We start from the raw sequence: 19,816 nt of genomic DNA, 5'->3' as shown, positions 1-19,816 counted from the left end.
CAAAGGCGCCGCGTGCATGGCAGCGCATGCTTTCGGGACGGCGGCTTGACCTGCTCGACCCCTCTCCGCTCGACGTCGAGCTAAGTGACATCGCCCACGGACTGGCGCGCGTTGCTCGTTGGAATGGGCAAACGTCCGGGGATCATGCGTTCTCGGTCGCTCAGCACAGCCTCGTGGTCGAAAGTATCTTCCGCCAGATTAATGAGGCCCCGCCTGACCAGTACCTGATGGCGCTGCTGCACGACGCGCCGGAATATGTCATCGGCGACATGATATCGCCGTTCAAATCCGTTGTCGGCGGCGGTTATAAAGCAGTCGAAAAGCGGCTTGAGGCAGCGATACACCTGCGGTTCGGCCTTCCTCCTCACCCTTCGCGCGAACTCAAGGACAAGATCAAGAAGGCGGACACCATCGCTGCCTATTTCGAGGCGACCCAGCTTGCCGGCTTTAGTCCAGCCGAAGCCCAGAAATTTTTCGGTCAGCCACGCGGCATTACCGCGGAAATGCTGCTGATCGCTCCCCTGCCTGCGGTCGAGGCGCAACGCCTCTTCTGCGAGCGCTTCGACGCGATCGAAGCAATACGGAGCACCAAGGCATGACCGTGATCGTTGTTGCGCCGCTTGCCCGGATCGCCGAAATGGCGGTCAGGCACGGCGCTCGTGAGATGGTCAGCTTGATGGCGAAGGAGCAGAACTTTCACAGACCGGCTGTGATCGACGCGCATCGGCATCTCCTGCTCAACATGAACGACATTGTATTTAAGGGAACCGGAAACCTCGTTGCGCCAGACGATAACCATGTGCGGCAGATCATCGATTTTGCGCGGGCGTGGGATCAAAGCGCACCGCTTCTCATCCATTGCTGGATGGGCGTGTCCCGATCACCTGCGGCCGCGATGATTGCCGCGCTTTCGCTATTTCCCGATCAGGACGACACTGCGCTGGCGCGACGACTGCGTGCCGTATCACCCTTCGCAACGCCAAATGCGCGCCTTGTACAAATCGGTGACGATGTATTGGGCCGCAAGGGACGCCTTATTGACGCCGTCGGAGAGATCGGCAGAGGAGCCGACGCGGACGGCAATGCGCCCTTCGTGCTGCGGCTGACAGAACCGTCCGCGTGACCACGGTTTCTAAACAGTCGACCACGTTTATCCCCCGGATACATTTCACCTGATCACGCCACAGGCCAGGCGCTCTCCCGCGTCGCCGGTTGGCTGGCTGCGATAGTCATCCGAATTGGCATGGATCATCAACGCACGGCCGCGGACGCCGTCCTCCTTGCCGTCGAGGCTCACCATGCCGTCAAAAACCTGGGCCCTCAGGATTCCGTCCTGCCCGACATATTGATTGGGCATATCGCCAGCGTGAGGCCCGTTTGCAGACAGCACACCGTGTTCGGCACTGGTCGGATTGAAATGCTTGCCAGCCGATTCATGGTGGGTAGCGGCGTCGCACTTGCCTGTCTCGTGGACATGGAAGGCTACCCACTTGTTGGCCGGCAAGCCGGATACCTCGACCTCAATCAGGACACCGCCGCTTGCCGCGGCGGTCAGCGTGGCCCTGCCACCTTCCTTGCCATCCTTGCCTACGAATTCCGCGGTTGCTGTTTGTTTGTCTTGCGCCATGGCGACGGAGGTCGCGGCGATGATGGACAGTGCCGCAACCGAGAGTAACGTGTTCACGGGATTTCCTTTCCTTTTGCTGCCTTTGCAACGTGCGAGGCATGAAGGTGTTCCTGAATCCCAAGCAAAAAAGCCGGCAAAAGAGACCGGCTTTTCACATGCACATCGATTCGATCACAAGATCGGATCTGGCTCGTACTGACCATAGGTGCTGCGATACAGATCGTCTTGGCTGGACTGCGGATAGAAGTTGACACTTCCGCTCTCACGCGTTCCCAGCATGAACGCAAGCACACCGTCAGAAAACTTGGGTGCAATTTCCTGAGTGATATCGCCTTCGCCCCATTGCTTCAAAATGCCCGGCTTTTCATCAGCCGCTCGCTCGCCACGGCTCAACATGCCGTCGCCGTTGGTGTCCAGTCGCGAAAGCGTCCCAAGATACGCATAGGACGTATCCGTAGCGGATAAAACATGGCTCATACAAACCTCCATTCACCGCTCACACGGTGATGTTTGTACGCAATACGAATAGGGAAAACTAAAACTAACCCGGTCGATAAACTGATTTGCGCAGTGCGTCAATAAGCTGTTAACTACCCATTAACGAACATTGACAAACCGTGAGTTCCCGCGACTTGAAGTTCAAGCCAGGCATGCAATCGTTCCGGCTTGCCCGTGTTTCAGGCATTCCGGATCAATCTCCTCAAAATATAGTGACTGTGATATATTTTTGGCGTGCAACTGAATATTAATGCGCGCAAGGGATTATCTGGATGCAGGTTGCTGCCATTAATCCGGTCTTTATTGTGTACGACAATTGCTTTCAGAAGTTTCAGAAGGTCTTTCCATGTCTGGCGCACCGCGTCGAAATCGCATTTCAGAAGTAAACGCGTGGGCCTTTGGCAGACTGTTTTTCCGATCCCATGCAGGGGCTTCCGCAAATGGATGCTGAGGTGCTCTTCCGACAGCAATGTGCCGTTGCTGCCAATGCCGACGGATCTCCCAATGCGCAGCGCCTTGTCGACCTTGTCATCGAGACATATCGACTTCACGCAGACGGCAAACGCGATCTTGAGAACAATCATCAATTGCTCCAGCAGGAAAATAGCGAACTGAAGGGCGCCATCGCTTCGGCCTCGGGTGAACTCGCTGACCAGAAGCGGCTCTTTGAAGTCGTGCTCGACAATCTTCCGCTCGGTCTCAGTGTCTTCGACACGGAACAACGCCTGATCGCCTGCAACATCCGCTTTCGGCAACTGTTCGGGTTCAGTGACGACCAGGTCGCACTAGGCGTGACCATGGGATCGCTGATTGCAAAGATCAGCGGTACGGAGCGAGCAGGTGGGAAAGCGGCACGCCTCAAGGGACAAGAGGGCGCACGCATCCGCCAGCGCGAGTGGATGATGGACGACGGTCGGACAATCCAGAGCGTCATCACGGTTTTGCCCGACGGGAGCAATATCTCGATTCACGCGGACATCAGCGAAGACCGGAAGGCCGCTGAGCGTATTGCCTACCTAGCCCACCACGATCCGCTCACCGGCCTGCCAAATCGCATCAGCCTGAGGGAGCGGATCGACGCGGCGCTGGCTGTACGCAAGCAGGGTGAGCAGATCGCGCTTGTTCACCTCAATCTCGACCGCTTCAAGTCCGTCAACAACACGCTGGGCGTTTCGGCGGGAGACAAGATCCTGCGCCAAGTCGCCGAACGCATCCGTGCGTCGGCAGGCGCTGGAAATGTGTTGGCACGCCTCGGTTCCGATGAATTCGCGATCCTTCAGTCCGGTCGTCAGCAACCGTGGAATGTGACCGCCCTCGCAGACCAGATCCGGCGCGAACTTTCCGAGCCATTCTTTCGCGGGGACAAGGCAGTAGAGCTCAGCGTCTCGATGGGCATCGCGATCAGTCCGCAGGATGGAATAGAAACCGACGTCCTGCTGAAGCATGCCGGCGTCGCGCTTTCACACGCCAAGCTTGGCGGCCGAAAGGGCCAACGGTTCTTCACACCCGAAATGGAGGCGCAGATCGAGGCGCGGCATGCGCTCGAAGCCGACCTGCGGCACGCCCTGGCAAGGGACGAATTCGAGCTGCACTATCAGCCTCTCTACGATCTGATCCAGCAAAGGATCTGCGGCTTCGAGGCACTTATCCGCTGGAACCACCCGACTCGCGGCCGAGTGCCTCCGATGGACTTCATCCCTCTCGCGGAAGAGGTCGGACTGATCGTCGATATCGGGCGCTGGGTGCTTCGCCAGGCCTGTCTTGATGCGGCGTCCTGGCCGGAAAACATAAAGGTCGCGGTCAATGTCTCGGCCATACAGTTCACGAACAGCGACCTCCCCGCCGATATCTCAGCGGCGTTGGCCGCCGGCCAGCTTTCGCCGGGTCGGTTGGAGATTGAGATCACCGAGAGCGTGCTGATGGAAAATCTCGATGAGGCGCTTCCCATCCTGCACACCCTGAAACAAAGCGGGATCCGTGTGGCCATGGACGACTTCGGCACGGGATATTCGTCACTCAGCTATCTCAGCAGCTTTCCGTTCGACAAGATCAAGATCGACAAGTCATTCGTGAACGGCATCGTCGAAAACCGCGAAGCCTTCGCCATCATGCGCGCAATCATTCTCCTCGGCGATGCGCTCGGCATGAGGGTTACAGTCGAAGGCGTCGAAACGGCAGAACAGCTGGCGCTGCTCGCGCGCGAGGCGTGCGACGAAATACAGGGCTACCATATCAGCCCGCCGCGACCTGCCGGTGATGTACCTTTCATGCTGGCCCGCAGGCAAGGCCACGCCAAGGCAAGTTGACGCGCCTTTCATTGCAACTCGCAACGCCTGCGTTTATGGAGGAGCCCAGTCCCTCCGTATCCGGTGATCCCATGTTCGAGGCCAAGGCCTTCCTTCCTTTCGAGAACCTTGCCTCGCAGCTCATCCGATACTCCACCGAGAGCGACGATGGTTCGCACGATCTTGCGCATATCTTGCGCGTCTTCAGGAATGCCAGCCGAATCCAGGCCAGCGAAGGCGGGGATGCGAGGATCGTTGCGGCCGCCGTCCTTCTGCACGATTGCGTCGCCGTCGAGAAAGACTCGCCGTTGAGGTCGAAAGCGTCCGCACTCGCTGCTGAGAAGGCGACCGTGATTCTCGCGGAATTGGGCTGGATTGCCGACGACGTCGCAGCGGTGGCGCACGCAATCACCGCGCACAGCTTCTCCGCCAACATTGCTCCCGAGACGATCGAAGCAAGGATACTTCAGGACGCCGACCGGCTAGACGCGATCGGCATGGTGGGCGTTGGACGGTGCTTCTATATCGGCGGGCGGATGTCCTCGGCGCTCTACGATCCGTTCGACCCTTCGGCGCTTGATCGTGAACTTGACGACAAGCGCTACGTCATCGACCATTTTCAGACCAAACTGTTTAAGCTGGCAGAAGGTTTCCAGACCAATGCCGGACGGGCGCTCGCGGCAGAACGCGACAAGCGCCTGCGCGACTTCCTCGCAGCCTTCATGGACGAAATCTAGGAGCACATGATGCGTATCAGCGATCTCTTCATCTACCCACTCAAGAGTGGCCGAGGCATCCGGCTGGGTTCGACGGAAATTGATGCTTTCGGATTGCCGGGCGACCGTCGGGCGATGATCACCGATCCCGACGGCCACTTCATCACCCAGCGCGAGTTGCCGGATCTCGCTCGCATCGACGTGCGGCCCGAGCCTTCAAGCTTTCGTCTCATCATGGGCGAAAAGGAGCTTGCCGTGCCACCGCCCAACCCGGAAAACCGCATGGACGTCGCGATCTGGAAATCGATCGTCAATGCCGCGGTGGCCGACGAGACGACAAACGAACAGCTTTCCGGTTGGCTCGGGCGAGCGGTCAGACTGGTTTTCTTCGATAGTGGCGCTAAACGCATTGCCAGCACCGAGTGGGCAGGTAACGACACGCCGGTCACCTTCGCGGACGGATATCAGATCCTGGTGACCACGACTGGATCGCTAAGAGCGCTGAACGCCGATCTTGCGGCTCACGCGGACGGCACCGTCGGCATGGAGCGGTTCCGACCCAACATCGTCATCGACACCGAGGAAGCGTGGTCGGAGGACGGCTGGGCAGCCATCGAAATCGGTGGCCTCCGATTCGATCTCGTCAAGCCATGCGCACGCTGCATCATGACAACACAGGATCAAACAACTGGCTCGCGTGACGTCTCCAATCCGATTCCTGCAATGGGCCGTATCCGCATGTCAGCCGACCGCCGCGTGCCTGGACCGCTCTTTGGCTGGAATGTCACGCCGCGCGATAGCGGCAAGATTGCAGTCGGCGATGCAGTGAAGGTCCTGGAGGAGCGGCCGAACGGCTGGGCATTGAAGGTGCGCAATCGGGCTTAGACGCTGGCCCGTATCCTGTCGGTTTCAGCCATTGTGTTTGCGCTCGGAAAAGCCGTTGTCTCGAGCGGTCGCCTTCATCGCTTTCAGTGCTGCCTGGACAAAACCATCGCGCGCCGCGGCGGCTTCCACGCCGCGTGGTTCGTAGACATGGCGGTGGAGAAAAAATGCCGTCAGGCGAAACGCGGCATCGAGGCTATCGAAGTCCGCAGCGCGGTTTTCCTCCATGCTGAGGAACGACGGCATAAGCAGCATCTTATCGGCCCAGGGCGCACCCGCATTGCGACTGACAGCCCTGCCGGATTTTGGCGAGACATAGGCAAGGTCAAGGCGCGTACCGGTTGCCGCGCACTCGGTCAAATCGAGGCCAAAGCCAAGATCATTCAGGACCGCAAGTTCGAAGCGAACGAAAAGCTCTCCAGCGTCGGCCGGATTGTGGAGATTCTCAAGAATAACCTCCAGTGCTTCGAAGAGATGTGGATGCGGATCGCGTTCCGGCAGCAAGCGCAGCAACGATCCCAGCGCCTGGACCCCGTAGACGGCCGTCGCCGTCTCCATCAGTCGCGCCGCCCGCAGTGTCAGAGGCTCCACGCGGAATTCACCTAGATGCTCGTCAAGGCGCGCACGCCACGTGACCTCTACTTCATTGCCGGGCTGCAGCACCGGCTGCATGGTCCGCGAGCGGCCGGAACGGACCATGCCGAGATGCCGTCCCCGTTCCCGCGTCATCATCTCCGCGATGACACTCGACTCGCCGTGGCGCTTTATGCCCAGAATGATCGCCCGGTCGTGCCACTGCATTGGAAGAGTGCCTTGAAGCTTACCGGTTTCATCCTATCGCAAGGCCGGCCGGATGTCATGTGAATGCCTAGCCGTACGACGGGGAAAGCTTCTGAAGGAACTCGCGCATTGCCGATTCATCGAACGGTTTCAAGAGAAGTGGAACGCCTTGAAGGTCTTCGGGAAACTCCTTCGTGTCCGAGTAGCCGCTGACGAAGCCGAAAGGAATGTTCAAGCCGGCAAGATAGCGGGCGAAATCGAAGCTCATCACGTCACCGAGGTTGACGTCGAGCAACGCAAAATCATAGGCCTCCGCTGTGGCAGCTTCCATCGCCTGATCCAGATTGCTGGCAATGCCAATATCTTCCACCCCGACCTGGCGAAGAATATCTTCGGCCTCCATCGCAATGATCAAACTGTCTTCCACCACGAGAACACGCTTCGCGTTCATCACCGACATGCCCCCCGCTGAGCGCCGCTCTTGGCGCGCATCGCCTGCTTAACCTTCATCTTTACCACTGGCGCCCCAAGCTTGGTTGGGCGAGCAGTCCCTTGCCACCCGGGTTGATAACCGCTTTTTCGTTTCCGGTCGACAAGAACCAAAACAGGAAGCAAAATTGCGTGCCCAATTTAGGTCCGCCGACGGCATTTTGCATTTAAAAAAGACATGGCTGCAAGAGGCATTATATAAAAGGACGCACACTCTCGCCGAACCCTTCCCACCCTGCGGCATCCTTTAATCCTTCCCCATCAAGCACCTCGCAGGCGCGCTCCTGCCACCGAATGAGCCCCTTGGCCGCCAGTTTCTTCAAGGTCTTGTTGGTGTGCACGATCGAAAGCCCCAGCGTGTCGGCGACATGCTGCTGCGTGATGGGGATATATTTGCGGCCATTGAAAAGTTTCAATCGGCTGGCGCGCTCAAACAGGAAGGCGATCAGGTAAGCCGCCCTTTCCAAAGCGGTGCGGCGCCCGATGCTCAGCAGGTGCTCATCGAGAATGCGCTCCTCCTGAGCTGCAATCCATGTGACATCGAAAGCGAGGGACGCATGCTTGTTATAGAGAGTCATCAGTTTGTCGCGCTCGAAGACACAGAGCGAGACCGGCGAGAGCGCTTCGACCGAATGCTGCATCTCGCCCATAATCGTGCCTTGAAGACCAATCAGGTCGCCCGGCATGACGTAGTTCAAGATTTGCCGACGACCGTCTTCCAGCGACTTGTAGCGAAAGCCCCATCCGGAGAGAACGGTAAAAAGATGCGCGCTGTGAGCGCCTTCCACCAGGATCGTGGCGCCGGCATCCGCCACAAGTTCGCCCCGCTTGAACTTCGAGACGAATTCGAGTTCGTCGCGACTGAACTCCCTGAAGGTCGGTAAGGCACGAAGCGGGCATTGCTCGCAGGGCGTCTTGAACGCATGCGTGGGTCGTGTCGTCGCCATAGGTCCCCTGAGCAGAAAAAAATCGGCGTCTCCGGAGTTGGAGCCGCCGATTTTCAAAACTCGCAAGGACGCCGCTTTGTTCCGTGCATCAATTATATTTCAGTGCGAAAACAAACAGGTTTCAGCAAACGCTAACGCGGGAAATCCAGCCCCATTTCACGGAAGCGTTCGGGATCGTCGCCCCAGTTCTCACGAACCTTGACGAACAGGAAAAGGTGTACCTGCTGCTCCAGAATCTCGGCGAGTTCCTTGCGGGACGCAGACGAAATCGCCTTGATGGTCGCGCCGCCCTTCCCGAGGGCAATCTTTTTCTGGCTGTCGCGCTCGACGTAGATCACCTGTTCGATGCGAACCGAGCCATCCTTGCGCTCCTCCCATTTTTCCGTCTCCACGTGAGAGGAATAGGGAAGCTCCTGATGCAGCCGAAGGAAAAGCTTCTCGCGGGTGATTTCGGCCGCAAGCTGACGGATCGGCAGATCGGAGATCTGGTCTTCCGGATAATACCAGGGTCCTTCCGGCAGCGTTGCAGCCAGATAGTTCATGACATCATCGCAGCCGGAGCCGTTCTCGGCTGATATCATGAAGGTCTGGTCGAACGAGATCCGCTCATTGGCGGCAGCCGCAAGTGCCAAAAGGTCCTCGCGCCTGACTTGGTCGATCTTGTTGAGCGCCAGGATCTTCGGCTGGGGCACTTCCTTGAGACCCTCGAGAATGGCCTCTGCGTCGCCGCGTAGGCCGCGCTCGCTGTCGATCAACAGCATGATCAGGTCGGCATCCTTGGCGCCTCCCCATGCCGAAGTCACCATGGCACGGTCGAGACGACGACGAGGCTTGAAGATGCCGGGCGTGTCCATGAAAACTATCTGGGCGTTATCGTGGATCGCAATGCCGCGTACGATCGCTCGTGTCGTCTGCACCTTGTGGCTGACGATCGAGACCTTGGCGCCGACGAGTCGGTTCACCAGCGTCGACTTGCCGGCATTGGTCGGGCCGATCAAGGCAACGAAGCCGGAATGAGTCGCACGGTCGGTTTCAGCGGCGGCGTCGCCCGCCTTGTCGTTTTCTTCTGTCATTTTCCCGTCAATTTCCGGCAGACGATTTCTGCCAAATGCCTTCGCGTTCGAGCATTCTCGTTGCCGCTACCTGTTCGGCGGCACGCTTTGAGCGCTCGATGCCAGTTTCCGGCTGCACGCCGGCGACTTCAACCGTCACGGTGAAACGCGGATCATGATCCGGTCCGCTACGTTCTTCAACCCGGTAGGCGGGGGTCACGCCAAATTTGGCATGCGACCACTCCTGCAGTTCGGTCTTTGCGTCGCGTCGCGCCCCGTCGGCGCGTGCCGCCCGCTTCGCCCAGAATTTCAGGATGAAGCGCCGAGCGATTTCCAGCCCGGCATCAAGATAGATCGCAGCAATCAGGCTCTCGACGACGTCGGCCCGCACGTTCATCATCCGTTTGCCGGTCAGCTTCTTAACGTCGGCACCCGTGCGGATGTAGAGGTAAAGCCCGAGTTCGTCGGCAACCTCGGCGCAAGTGTCGGCACTGACCAGCTGGTTCAAGCGAACCGAAAGCTCGCCCTCGGCAGCGTTGCCGAACGTGCGAAACAGCAACTCGGCGATACAGAGGCCGAGCACCCGGTCGCCGAGAAATTCGAGACGTTCGTAATTGCCGCCCTTTTCCGTCCGGGCGCTTGCGTGGGTCAATGCACGGTCCAAGCGGTCCTTCTCGGCGAACTCGTGGCCAATCAGGGCTTCCAGCTTCGTGCGATCGGCCGGCGAAAGCGCCTTCGCCTTACTCATTCAACGCCCTTGAACAGACGATCCCAACGCATGTTGGTTGGCCACTTCCAGATTTCGCGGAACGATGTGTCGTTGCCGAGCGAGAAGAAGATGACACTGGCACGGCCGACAAGATTTTCCGCAGGCACGAAGCCGACGTCGAAGCGGCTATCGAGAGAGTTGTCGCGGTTGTCGCCCATCATGAAGTAGTGGCCTTCGGGAACGATGAATTCGCGCGTGTTATCGGCGCGGGAGACCGGAGACTGGTCCAGCGTGTCGTAGGTAACGCCGTCATCGAGCGTTTCGCGGAACACGGGGACGTCCTGACCCGGGTCCTGAGCATAATCCGAATTGAACGTGCCGTCGGGCACCTTCGGGACTGCTTTGCCATTTATGTAAAGGACGCCTTCCCTGACCTGAATATGGTCACCTGGCAGACCGACGAGCCGCTTGATGTAGTCGATCTCGGGATTTGGCGGGAATCGGAAAACCACAACATCGCCGCGTTTTGGCTCGCTTGCGAAGATGCGGCCGCTGAACAGGTTCGGCGAAAATGGCAACGAGTACTTCGAATACCCGTAGGCGAACTTGTTGACGAAGATGTAATCACCGACAAGCAGCGTCGGCATCATCGAGCCCGAGGGAATGGTGAACGGTTGAAACAACACCGTTCGGATGACCATCGCAAGGAGCAACGCCTGAACGATGACCTTGATGTTTTCCCACAGGGCGTTTGGCTTGGTTTCAACTTTTTCGGACACGCAGTCTTGTTCCTTAAATGCGCCAGCAAAAGCGCCACTCTTGTTTGCATCTCTCTAGCGGCTTCAGGCGTTTGCGGCAATGGCGCAGACGCCAAAAGCGACGAGAGGTCGCTGGGTCACGGGCTTTCCGGCAGTGCCTCGATAATCACAAAGGCTTGAGCCAACGGATAATCATCGGTTATTGTCAAATGAATGGCGGCCTTGTGGCCCGCCGGCAGCGTGGATTGCAGGACCGCGGCGGCACCACCGGTCAGCTTCATCGTCGGTTTGCCGCTGGGCAGGTTGACGACGCCCATGTCCTTCCAGAACACGCCTTGAGCGATCCCTGTGCCCAAAGCCTTGGAGCACGCTTCCTTGGCGGCAAAGCGCTTCGCGTAAGACGCGGCGCGATTGGCGCGACGATCGGATTTTGCGCGTTCGACGTCGGTAAAGCATCGATTTGTGAAGCGCTCACCAAAGCGTTCGAGAGATTTCTCGACGCGCCTGATATCGATAAGATCGCTGCCAATACCGATAATCATACGGTTTCCTGAACGGGGTCAGACAAGCGCAGACGGGCGCGCTCCAGCAAGCGCGTTCGGCGTCGGTTTTGAAAGCCCTTGACGACGTAGAATGTAGCGAAATAGACCGCGACCGAAGTGATCAGCGCAGGCGGGATCGAACCAACAAGCATCGGCTCAAGAACAGGGCGCCAGATCTGAGTGAAATGCAACTCGTGGAACATCGCCGCAAGGTCGATAGCTCCGCCCGACAGCGTGTCCTCGCGGTTCAGCAGCAAGTGTCCGATTTCCCAGGTCGCACCCCAGATGAAAGGATAGGTCAAGGGATTGCCGAACGCTGCGCAACCAAGCGCGGCTGCGACCATGTTGCCGGAGAGCAGGTAGCTAAGCACGAACGCCATCACGAAGTGGACACCGATGAAGGGCGTCCAGGATACACAGATTCCGGCAGCAACGCCGACGGCAACTGCGTGCGGCGACGCCGTCAGGCGTAGGACACGCATCCCAAGATAGCGGATGGGCCGCAAGAAGCCCTTGCGAGGCCACAGCAACTCACGCATCTTTTCATGAAATCTTGCAGGTCTTCGGCGCCGGAACAACATGGCGGGTATGTAGTGCACCGCGCACCGGAATGACAAGAGCGTCAAACGATCTCAGTCACTATTTGATTGGGTCCAACCAATCACTCACAGGGGCGTGATATGCGATACGCCCCTTCAATTCTTCAAGTAAAACCCGGTTTAGCGGGTGCGGAAAAGGCCGCGATCAACCTGACGCTGACGATATTCAAGATCGATACGGTCAAACGAGCCGTTCAGGTATGCCATTTCACGTTCTTCGGCACTGGGAGCGCGCAAGGCGCGGGCGAATTTCTTGATCGGTGTAAACATTACTTTGTCTCATCTTCCGTTCATTTTCTGATGACCAGAACATAGACATTGCCGATCGCAATTACCAACGCTCTAACACAAGCGCAGCCATGCACAATATGCATGGCTAGCCTTTTGTCCGTGCCATTGCGACCAACAAACGATCACAAAATGTGCAAATCGCCTCTGCCTCAGCCGGAATGGCCTATTCGTATAGGCGGCGAACCGTGGCGACGCACTCGAGATCTGCTAGCTGGGCAAGCAATTGATTCAACTGCCGAAGGTCCCAAACCTCCACATCGAGCGTCATTTCGGTGAAATCCGTCGCCACACGCACCGTATTGAACACGCGGATATTCACATCGACACCCGCCACGGTTTGAGCAAGCTTCGCCAGCGTGCCTGGCTCGTTGAGCGCGTTGACCATGATGCGTGCCATGAAGCGCGACTTGTTCGCCTCGTCCAGATCCCAGCGCACATCGATCCAGCGATCCGGCTGGTCGTCGAAGCGCTGCAGCGTCGGCGACTGGATCGGATATATCGTGATGCCCTTGCCCTTTTCGGTCGTATTCATGATGCCAACGATGCGGTCGCCCGGGACAGCGCCCGTGGATGCGAATTGCACATCGACACTGCTCGAGATACCGCGGATCGGCACCGCTTCCATATCGATGTCGCCGTTCAGCCCGGCGGTCTCGCCATCCGGCGTCGCCTTGGTCTTGCCGGGAATCTTGAATATCATGCCGGAAGCGCTGCGGACGTTGAACCAACCGTCATCGCCACTCGGCTTGGACGTTACACGCTCTTCCTGATGGTCCGGATAGACCGCGCGCAGCACATCGAGCGAGGACATCTCGCCTCGCCCGACTGCGGCGATCGCGTCTTCGACGTCCTTCTGGCCAAGCCGATGCAGTGCCGGCTTCATTGCGTCGCGCGAGAATATCTTGCCTGCCCGTTCGAACGTACGTTCAAGAATCCGGTAGCCCAAGCCGGCATATTGCTTGCGGATCGCCAAGCGCGTGGCGCGGCGGATCGCCGCCCTTGCTTTGCCGGTGACGACAATTTCCTCCCACGCTGCCGGCGGCACCTGTACGCCTGAGCGAATGATCTCCACCTCGTCGCCATTCGCAAGGCGGGTCACCAGCGGCATGATACGGCCGTTGATCTTCGCGCCGACCGTGGTGTCGCCGATGTTCGTATGAACCGCGTAGGCAAAGTCGATCGGCGTTGCTCCGCGCGGCAGCGCAATCAGCTTGCCCTTGGGCGTGAAGCAGAAGACCTGGTCCTGGAAAAGTTCGAGCTTGGTGTGCTCCAGGAACTCTTCGGGGCTATCGCCCTCGGCCAATGCCTCGATCGTATGGCGCAACCACGAATAGGCATTGGATTCGCGTGACAGTATCTCGCTGTCAGAGGTGGAGGTTGCGTCCTTGTAAAGGGTATGAGCCGCGATACCGAACTCGGCGATCTCGTGCATGCGTCGGGTACGGATCTGCAGCTCGATGCGCTGGCTAGACGGACCGACGATCGTTGTATGAAGCGAACGATAGTCGTTCTGCTTCGGCGTCGAGATGTAATCCTTGAAGCGACCGGGAACGACCCGCCAGCGCGTATGAACGATCCCCAGCCCGCGGTAGCAGGCAGGAATATCGTCGACGATGACCCGAAAACCGTAAACGTCCGAAAGTTGTTCGAAGGACAGGGACTTGGACTGCATCTTGCGGAAAACCGAGTAAGGCTTCTTCTGGCGCCCTTTCACGATCGCGCTTGGCAAGCCGTTCGCAACAAGCAGATCACCCAACTCGGTCTCGATTTTCTTGACAAGACCTTCGTTGCGCTTCGAAAGCTCTTCAAGGCGCTTGGTCACGGTCTCGTAGGCCTCGGGGTTGATGTGCCGGAAGGACAGGTCCTCCAGCTCTTCGCGCATATCCTGCATACCCATGCGCCCGGCAAGCGGCGCGTAGATATCCATCGTTTCTTCGGAAATTCGGGCGCGCTTTTCCGGGGACATGTGATCAAGCGTGCGCATGTTGTGCAGACGGTCCGCCAGCTTGACGAGCAGCACGCGAACGTCGTCGGAGATAGCCAGCAGCAGCTTGCGAAGGTTCTCTGCCTGCTTTGCCTTCTTGGTGACGAGGTCGAGCTTCTTGATCTTCGTCAGCCCTTCGACCAGGCGACCGATATCCTCGCCAAACAGCTCATCGATCTCAGCGCGGGTCGCCGTCGTGTCTTCAATGGTGTCGTGGAGGAGCGCGACCGCGATCGTCGATTCGTCGAGATGCATGTCGGTGAGGATGGCTGCTACTTCGAGCGGATGCGAAATATAAGGATCGCCGCTGGCCCGCTTCTGCTGGCCGTGCTTCTGCATAGCGTATACATAGGCTTTGTTCAGCAGGGCTTCGTTGGCGTCGGGCTTGTATTTCTGAACCCGCTCCACGAGCTCGTACTGCCGCATCATCCCGAAGCCACTCCATTACAAAAGAAAAGCGCGCCAATCACGGATTGGCGCACATGATGATCAATAATATGCCGAAGCAATAATGGCGCAAGGTTGACGATTAGTAATCGTCACTCTTTTCCGGCGGCACAAGGCCTTCGATACCGGCCAGAAGCTCTTCCTCGGACATCTGGTCGAAAGTGACGGCCTCAGGCACATCGTCCTGCTCCTCGCCCTCGGCGCCCGCAGCAGCACCAGCCGCGATGAGACTTGCCGGATCGGGCTCGGGCTCGTCGACTTCCACATGCTTCTGCAGCGAATGAATCAGGTCTTCCTTGAGATCGTCGGGCGAAAGCATCTCGTCAGCAATCTCGCGAAGAGCCACAACCGGGTTCTTGTCGTTGTCGCGATCAATGGTGATCGAGGCGCCCTGGGAAATCAGCCGCGCGCGGTGGCTGGCCAGCAGAACGAGCTCGAAGCGGTTCTCAACTTTATCAATGCAATCTTCTACTGTGACACGGGCCATTGCCTGTCCTTTGCGGTCGTGATCTCGGGATTAACATGCCCGATACAATTAAAACCGGGCAAATTCAAGTTTTTCGTTGAACCCCGCCGCATCACAACGAATGAGCGGCGGAAAACTAGGGGCAAATCAGACTTTCCACCAAAAGTTGCTTGGAATATCCCGAATCGTGCCCTAAATCTTGCTTATATGAAATGTTCATAAAGTAAGAATTGTTCCTGGCGACCATGTAACCCATTGTTTTTTTGGGATTTAAACGGAAGCTTTTTCGATTGCTCACATTGGATTGGTACGCGATGTTTGATCCACGCGAAAAAATTGCTCTTTTCATCGATGGCGCCAATCTCTACGCTGCGTCCAAGAGTCTGGGCTTCGATATCGACTATCGCAAGCTATTGAAAGCGTTTCAGAAACGCGGCTACCTCCTGCGCGCATATTACTACACGGCGCTGATCGAGGATCAGGAATATTCCTCCATACGGCCGCTCATCGATTGGCTCGATTACAACGGTTATAAGGTCGTGACCAAACCGGCCAAGGAGTTCACCGACTCCATGGGCCGCCGCAAGATCAAGGGCAACATGGACATCGAGCTTGCGATCGATGCCATGGAGCAGTCGGAAACCGTCGACCACCTGGTGATTTTCTCCGGCGATGGCGATTTCACCACGCTCGTAGAGGCACTGCAGCGCAGAGGCCGCAAGGTGTCGGTTATCTCGACAATGGCGACGCAACCCCCCATGATCGCCGACGACCTGCGCCGCCAGGCGGACCATTTCATCGATCTGCTATCGCTGAAGAGCGAGATCGGCCGCGATCCTTCCGAACGGCCGCAACGCCCCGTCGAAACGGTGGCCCCGAGCGACTTCGAAGCTTAAGCCCGCCTGCAAACGCCAACTCGATGCGCGCTTCGATAGCTCGCATCGACGGTGTCAGCCGTTGTCCTTGAGGAGCCGGCTCTTCTGTCTGTTCCAATCGCGCTCCTTCTCAGATTCGCGCTTGTCGTGAAGCTTCTTGCCTTTCGCCAGGGCCAGTTCCATTTTTGCCCGCCCCCGCTCGTTGAAATAGATCTTCAGCGGAATCAGCGTCATGCCCTCACGGTTGATGCCAGCACGCAGCCGATTGATTTCGCGGCCAGTCAGCAGCAGCTTTCGGCGCCGACGCGGCTCATGGTTGAACCGGTTCGCCTGAAGGTACTCTGGCAGGTAGGAATTGATCAGCCAAATCTCGCCACCTTCGTCGGACGCATAGGATTCCGCGATATTGGCCTTGCCTTCGCGCAACGACTTGACCTCGGTGCCCATCAGAACGAGCCCGGCCTCATAGGTGTCGATGATCTCGTAATTATACCGCGCCTTGCGATTCTCGGCGACGATCTTGTTAACGACGCGCTGGCTGCCTTTGGGGGCCATGACGAAATTCCAATCCTGCGGGGCGCGCAAGCCGCCCCCCTATTCCTGCCAAGTATGTAGGGGAACGCGTCATCCTTGGGAAGAGACGCGAAAGTCACTGTCTCAGTTCAACAGTCCTGCATGGCGCATGGCTGCGTCGATTGCGGATTCTGTTCCCGGCTCGAGCGTTGACATCAGCGGGGAACGGACGTTGCGGCTCATGCGACCGAGCCTCGACAGTCCGTACTTGGCACCGCAGAGGCCGGGCTCGAGAAAAATCGCCTTGTGCAGAGGCATCAGTCGGTCCTGGTATTCCAGGGCCTTGGCGTAATCGCCGGCAAGCGTTGCTGCCTGGAATTCGGCGCAGAGCCTGGGTGCGACATTGGCCGTCACCGAGATGCAGCCGACGCCCCCATGAGCGTTGAAGCCCATCGCAGTGGCATCTTCGCCCGACAACTGCCGGAATTCCCTGCCGCAAGTTATACGTTGTTCCGACACGCGTTCGATCTTGCCAGTGGCGTCCTTGACACCGACGATGTTCGAATGAGCCTTTGCGAGCGCTCCCATTGTTTCGGGCGTCATATCGACGACCGAGCGACCGGGAATGTTATAGATATAGATCGGCAGCTTGATCGCTTCCGCGATCGCCGAGAAATGGGCATACAATCCCTTCTGCGTGGGCTTGTTATAGTACGGCGTCACGACGAGAACGGCATCCGCGCCTGCCTTCTCGGCATGCTGGGCGAGTTCGATCGCTTCGCGCGTGTTGTTCGACCCTGCGCCGGCCATGACGGGTACGCGCTTCGTCGCAGCCTCGATGCAGAGTTCCACGACCCGTTTGTGCTCGGCGTGCGACAGCGTCGGCGACTCCCCGGTCGTACCGACCGGAACGAGGCCGCGGCTGCCTTCCTTGATCTGCCAGTCGACATGCGCGGCGAACGACGCTTCATCCACCTGGCCGGCATCAGTGAAGGGAGTGACGAGAGCGGGAATGGATCCCTGGAACATACAGAACTCCTCACGGCCGCTATCCATGCTTCGGCCGCATTCCTTGACTATGGGTTGCGCACCATAGTGCGGCGAAATCGCCGCGACAAGCGCGCATGGAACGGTTTAGGGCAAATTCCGATAGCAAATGTGAACGAAGTTTACCGGTCCCGATAAGGTTTCGTTAAGGTGCATCCCGCCAAATGGATGGGCGTATTTCGTTTCAGGTGTCCCCTATGAAGAGAGCTGTCCTCATCCTGTCCGCCCTCGCCCTCAGTGCTGGCGCGTGGAGCGGCTTTGCGGCGCCGCTTGCAGGTCAGGACCTGCCGGTGCCGACTGTCAAGCCGATCGGGTTCCTGCCCCAGACCTCCCTGCCGGAGTCGATCACGACCGGCTCCATCCCGCGGAGCCAGACCGTTGTCCCGGTGGCCGGGGAACTCAAGACCGGCCTGGATGCCCTAGCTGCGAAGAATCCGCTGCAGGCTATCGCCGTTCGTAACGGCATGCGTCTCGGCACCCTGGACCGGCACATCCTCACCTGGGCAATAGCGACATCGGGACAACGAGGTGTACCCTCATCCGAAATCGCGGCAGCCGCGCAGGAGCTTCAGGGGTGGCCGGGGCTTGCGAAATTGCGGGCCTATTCCGAACGCGCAATCTACGACGAAAACCCCAGCTCCAGCGCGGTGCTGGCCGCCTTCGGCGAGACCGCGCCGGAGACGACGACAGGCGCAATGATTCTCTCGCGCGCTCTGGTTGCCACCGGCAACCAGAATCAGGCCGCGAAATATATCCGCAAAGTCTGGCGTGGTGAGGGATTGGACAAGTCTACCGAAGACAAGATCCTCGTCGAATTCTCCGGCCTGCTCACCGTCGCCGATCACAAGGCCCGGATGGATTATTTGATGTACCGCAATCGTGCGGCGCAGGCGAAGCGCTTCGGCGATCTCGGACAGGCGCAATCTCTGTACAAAGCCTGGGATGCGGTGATCAGCAAGGCGCCAAACGCTGGCACCCTGCTGGCTGCCGTCGACGGGAGGTGGGCAGGCGATCCGGGTCTTCTCTTCGCGCGAATCGAATACCTGCGCAAACAGGAGAAATATCCGGAAGCGGCAACTTTGCTGCAGAAGATGCCGCGGGACCGCAACGAACTCGTCAATGCAGGCGAATGGTGGAACGAGCAACGGATCATCAGCCGCGGACTTGTCGATCAGGGTCAGTTCAAGTCCGCCTACGGCATCGTCGCCAGGTATGCCGCGACAACGCCGACCGACATCGTGGAAGCGGAATTCCATGCCGGCTGGTATGCGCTTCGTGGATTGCAGGATGCGACCAGCGCGCAGAACCATTTCCGCAAGATCCTCGATTTCTCGAGTGGCCCGATCTCGGTATCACGCGCCTTATACTGGATGGGTCGCGCGGCTGAGGCCGGCGCGCCCGGCAAGGCCGCTGATTTCTATACCAAGGCCGCAGGTTATCCGACCACCTTTTACGGCCAGTTGGCCGGCGAGAAACTTGGCCGAAAGACGCTGAACGTCAGTTACCCGTCGCCATCCGAAGCGGACCGACGGCGCTATCAGGACCGAGAAGCAGTGCAGGCTATCGCCCGGCTCGACGCCGCCGGCCATGGTTGGCGGGCAAACGGTCTCTATCTGGCGCTGGCAGATCAAATCAAAAGCCCTGGCGAGCTTGCCATTCTCAGCGCCCAGGCGGAGCGCTCCGGCGACCACCATCTGTCACTGCAGGTCGGTAAGATTGCCTATTCCCGTGGGGTCGACGTCGCTGCGCTTGCCTTCCCACTGGGTGTGATCCCCGGAAGCGCGAATATATCAGGCTCAGGCAAGGCGCTCGCCTACGCGATCGCGCGCCAGGAAAGCGCCTTCAATCCGGCGGCGGTTTCCGTTGCGGATGCCCGTGGCCTGCTGCAAATCCTGCCCGGAACAGCGAAAGCCGTCGCCAAGCGGCACAATATCGCCTACTCCAAAGACAAGCTGACGGCCGATGCCGGCTATAACGCCACGCTCGGTGCGCATTATCTCGGCGAGCAGATCGATGCCTTCGGCGGCTCCTACATCATGACCTTCATCGCCTACAACGCCGGTCCAAAGCGAGTGCCGGAGTGGATCGACCGCTACGGTGACCCGCGCGGCAAGTCGATCGACACCATCGTCGACTGGATCGAGCGCATCCCCTTCCCCGAGACCCGCAACTACGTGCAGCGGGTGATGGAAAACTACGAGGTTTACAAGGCGCGCCTCGGCCAGCCTGCCAATATCGAGCGAGACCTAGTCGGCGGACGCTCTTCGTAGGCTGCATTTGCGAATATGCTCAAGGGCGTTAGTCTCTCT

The 19,816-nt window shown here is 58.6% G+C and carries 22 protein-coding genes; 7 read left to right on the top strand and 15 right to left on the bottom strand.

The genetic code is table 11. From position 1 onward, the window contains the following. Positions 1 to 26 precede the first annotated feature (26 nt). Together ASC90_RS27170 and ASC90_RS27165 are read left to right on the top strand one after the other, a co-directional pair. Complete coding sequence (locus ASC90_RS27170) at positions 27 to 599, top strand: HD family hydrolase (RefSeq protein WP_056548020.1); 573 nt, start codon at positions 27 to 29, stop codon at positions 597 to 599. Next, positions 596 to 1,123: a tyrosine phosphatase family protein gene (locus ASC90_RS27165; RefSeq protein WP_056547771.1), complete on the top strand. Its 528-nt coding sequence runs from the start codon at positions 596 to 598 to the stop codon at positions 1,121 to 1,123. The genes ASC90_RS27170 and ASC90_RS27165 overlap by 4 nt, the downstream gene beginning before the upstream one ends. Before the next feature lie 45 nt (positions 1,124 to 1,168). Here the strand turns inward: ASC90_RS27165 and ASC90_RS27160 are convergent, their stop codons facing one another. Continuing rightward, on the bottom strand, positions 1,169 to 1,627 hold the full coding sequence (locus ASC90_RS27160; protein ID WP_056548017.1) for a superoxide dismutase family protein: 459 nt from the start codon (positions 1,625 to 1,627) through the stop codon (positions 1,169 to 1,171). A 171-nt stretch (positions 1,628 to 1,798) separates the two neighbouring features. Then, entirely contained in the window at positions 1,799 to 2,104 is a 306-nt protein-coding gene (locus ASC90_RS27155) for a hypothetical protein (protein WP_056547767.1), read from the bottom strand. A 461-nt stretch (positions 2,105 to 2,565) separates the two neighbouring features. Between ASC90_RS27155 and ASC90_RS27150 the strand changes: the two genes are divergently transcribed. The 3 genes from ASC90_RS27150 to ASC90_RS27140 all read left to right on the top strand — a co-directional run bounded on the left by ASC90_RS27150 (position 2,566) and on the right by ASC90_RS27140 (position 6,011). After that, positions 2,566 to 4,431, top strand: a complete 1,866-nt coding sequence (locus ASC90_RS27150; RefSeq protein ID WP_056547764.1) for an EAL domain-containing protein — start codon at positions 2,566 to 2,568, stop codon at positions 4,429 to 4,431. A 71-nt stretch (positions 4,432 to 4,502) separates the two neighbouring features. Next, positions 4,503 to 5,147: an HD domain-containing protein gene (locus tag ASC90_RS27145; protein WP_056547761.1), complete on the top strand. Its 645-nt coding sequence runs from the start codon at positions 4,503 to 4,505 to the stop codon at positions 5,145 to 5,147. A 9-nt stretch (positions 5,148 to 5,156) separates the two neighbouring features. Beyond that, positions 5,157 to 6,011, top strand: a complete 855-nt coding sequence (locus tag ASC90_RS27140; protein WP_056547758.1) for an MOSC domain-containing protein — start codon at positions 5,157 to 5,159, stop codon at positions 6,009 to 6,011. A 24-nt stretch (positions 6,012 to 6,035) separates the two neighbouring features. Here ASC90_RS27140 and recO read toward each other — a convergent pair whose 3' ends face one another. The 11 genes from recO to rpoZ all read right to left on the bottom strand — a co-directional run bounded on the left by recO (position 6,036) and on the right by rpoZ (position 15,093). Beyond that, positions 6,036 to 6,809, bottom strand: coding sequence for a DNA repair protein RecO (gene recO, locus ASC90_RS27135; protein ID WP_056547755.1), 774 nt, complete (start codon positions 6,807 to 6,809; stop codon positions 6,036 to 6,038). Between the two features lie 67 nt (positions 6,810 to 6,876). Beyond that, positions 6,877 to 7,239, bottom strand: coding sequence for a response regulator (locus tag ASC90_RS27130; RefSeq protein ID WP_056548014.1), 363 nt, complete (start codon positions 7,237 to 7,239; stop codon positions 6,877 to 6,879). Positions 7,240 to 7,471: 232 nt separating this feature from the next. Further along, the gene (locus ASC90_RS27125; RefSeq protein ID WP_056547752.1) at positions 7,472 to 8,224 is read right to left on the bottom strand and encodes a Crp/Fnr family transcriptional regulator; all 753 of its coding nucleotides are present in this window, start codon (positions 8,222 to 8,224) and stop codon (positions 7,472 to 7,474) included. 131 nt (positions 8,225 to 8,355) lie between these two features. Next, entirely contained in the window at positions 8,356 to 9,297 is a 942-nt protein-coding gene (era, locus tag ASC90_RS27120; RefSeq protein WP_056547748.1) for a GTPase Era, read from the bottom strand. 7 nt (positions 9,298 to 9,304) lie between these two features. Next, on the bottom strand, positions 9,305 to 10,024 hold the full coding sequence (rnc, locus tag ASC90_RS27115; protein ID WP_056547743.1) for a ribonuclease III: 720 nt from the start codon (positions 10,022 to 10,024) through the stop codon (positions 9,305 to 9,307). Next, the gene (gene lepB, locus ASC90_RS27110) at positions 10,021 to 10,764 is read right to left on the bottom strand and encodes a signal peptidase I (RefSeq protein WP_056547740.1); all 744 of its coding nucleotides are present in this window, start codon (positions 10,762 to 10,764) and stop codon (positions 10,021 to 10,023) included. Before lepB ends, rnc begins: the two co-directional genes overlap by 4 nt. A 116-nt stretch (positions 10,765 to 10,880) precedes the next feature. After that, on the bottom strand, positions 10,881 to 11,285 hold the full coding sequence (gene acpS, locus ASC90_RS27105) for a holo-ACP synthase (protein WP_056547738.1): 405 nt from the start codon (positions 11,283 to 11,285) through the stop codon (positions 10,881 to 10,883). Continuing rightward, positions 11,282 to 11,866, bottom strand: coding sequence for a DUF2062 domain-containing protein (locus ASC90_RS27100; RefSeq protein ID WP_056547735.1), 585 nt, complete (start codon positions 11,864 to 11,866; stop codon positions 11,282 to 11,284). Before ASC90_RS27100 ends, acpS begins: the two co-directional genes overlap by 4 nt. A 138-nt stretch (positions 11,867 to 12,004) precedes the next feature. Further along, positions 12,005 to 12,154 (bottom strand): DUF3563 family protein, encoded by a 150-nt coding sequence (locus ASC90_RS28575; RefSeq protein ID WP_082520061.1) that lies wholly within the window; start codon positions 12,152 to 12,154, stop codon positions 12,005 to 12,007. Between the two features lie 184 nt (positions 12,155 to 12,338). Further along, entirely contained in the window at positions 12,339 to 14,588 is a 2,250-nt protein-coding gene (locus ASC90_RS27095) for a bifunctional (p)ppGpp synthetase/guanosine-3',5'-bis(diphosphate) 3'-pyrophosphohydrolase (RefSeq protein ID WP_056547732.1), read from the bottom strand. 100 nt (positions 14,589 to 14,688) lie between these two features. Beyond that, positions 14,689 to 15,093 carry a DNA-directed RNA polymerase subunit omega gene (gene rpoZ, locus ASC90_RS27090; RefSeq protein ID WP_056547730.1) on the bottom strand — a complete coding sequence of 135 codons (405 nt, stop codon included), beginning with the start codon at positions 15,091 to 15,093 and terminating at the stop codon, positions 14,689 to 14,691. Between the two features lie 293 nt (positions 15,094 to 15,386). Here rpoZ and ASC90_RS27085 point away from each other — a divergent pair, with 293 nt between their 5' ends. After that, positions 15,387 to 15,968 carry an NYN domain-containing protein gene (locus ASC90_RS27085; RefSeq protein ID WP_056547727.1) on the top strand — a complete coding sequence of 194 codons (582 nt, stop codon included), beginning with the start codon at positions 15,387 to 15,389 and terminating at the stop codon, positions 15,966 to 15,968. Positions 15,969 to 16,022: 54 nt separating this feature from the next. On the opposite strand, the gene smpB is transcribed toward ASC90_RS27085, so the two are convergent. Beyond that, positions 16,023 to 16,502 carry an SsrA-binding protein SmpB gene (gene smpB, locus ASC90_RS27080; protein WP_056547724.1) on the bottom strand — a complete coding sequence of 160 codons (480 nt, stop codon included), beginning with the start codon at positions 16,500 to 16,502 and terminating at the stop codon, positions 16,023 to 16,025. 102 nt (positions 16,503 to 16,604) lie between these two features. Next, on the bottom strand, positions 16,605 to 17,489 hold the full coding sequence (dapA, locus tag ASC90_RS27075) for a 4-hydroxy-tetrahydrodipicolinate synthase (protein WP_056547722.1): 885 nt from the start codon (positions 17,487 to 17,489) through the stop codon (positions 16,605 to 16,607). 215 nt (positions 17,490 to 17,704) lie between these two features. Here dapA and ASC90_RS27070 point away from each other — a divergent pair, with 215 nt between their 5' ends. Further along, positions 17,705 to 19,777 (top strand): lytic transglycosylase domain-containing protein, encoded by a 2,073-nt coding sequence (locus ASC90_RS27070; protein WP_056547720.1) that lies wholly within the window; start codon positions 17,705 to 17,707, stop codon positions 19,775 to 19,777. Positions 19,778 to 19,816: the final 39 nt, after the last annotated feature.

Source organism: Rhizobium sp. Root1220 (assembly GCF_001426265.1).
GTDB lineage: Bacteria > Pseudomonadota > Alphaproteobacteria > Rhizobiales > Rhizobiaceae > Rhizobium.
The sequence above is the reverse complement of the archived record's forward strand: the minus strand, read 5'-3'. Positions and strand labels throughout refer to the sequence as shown.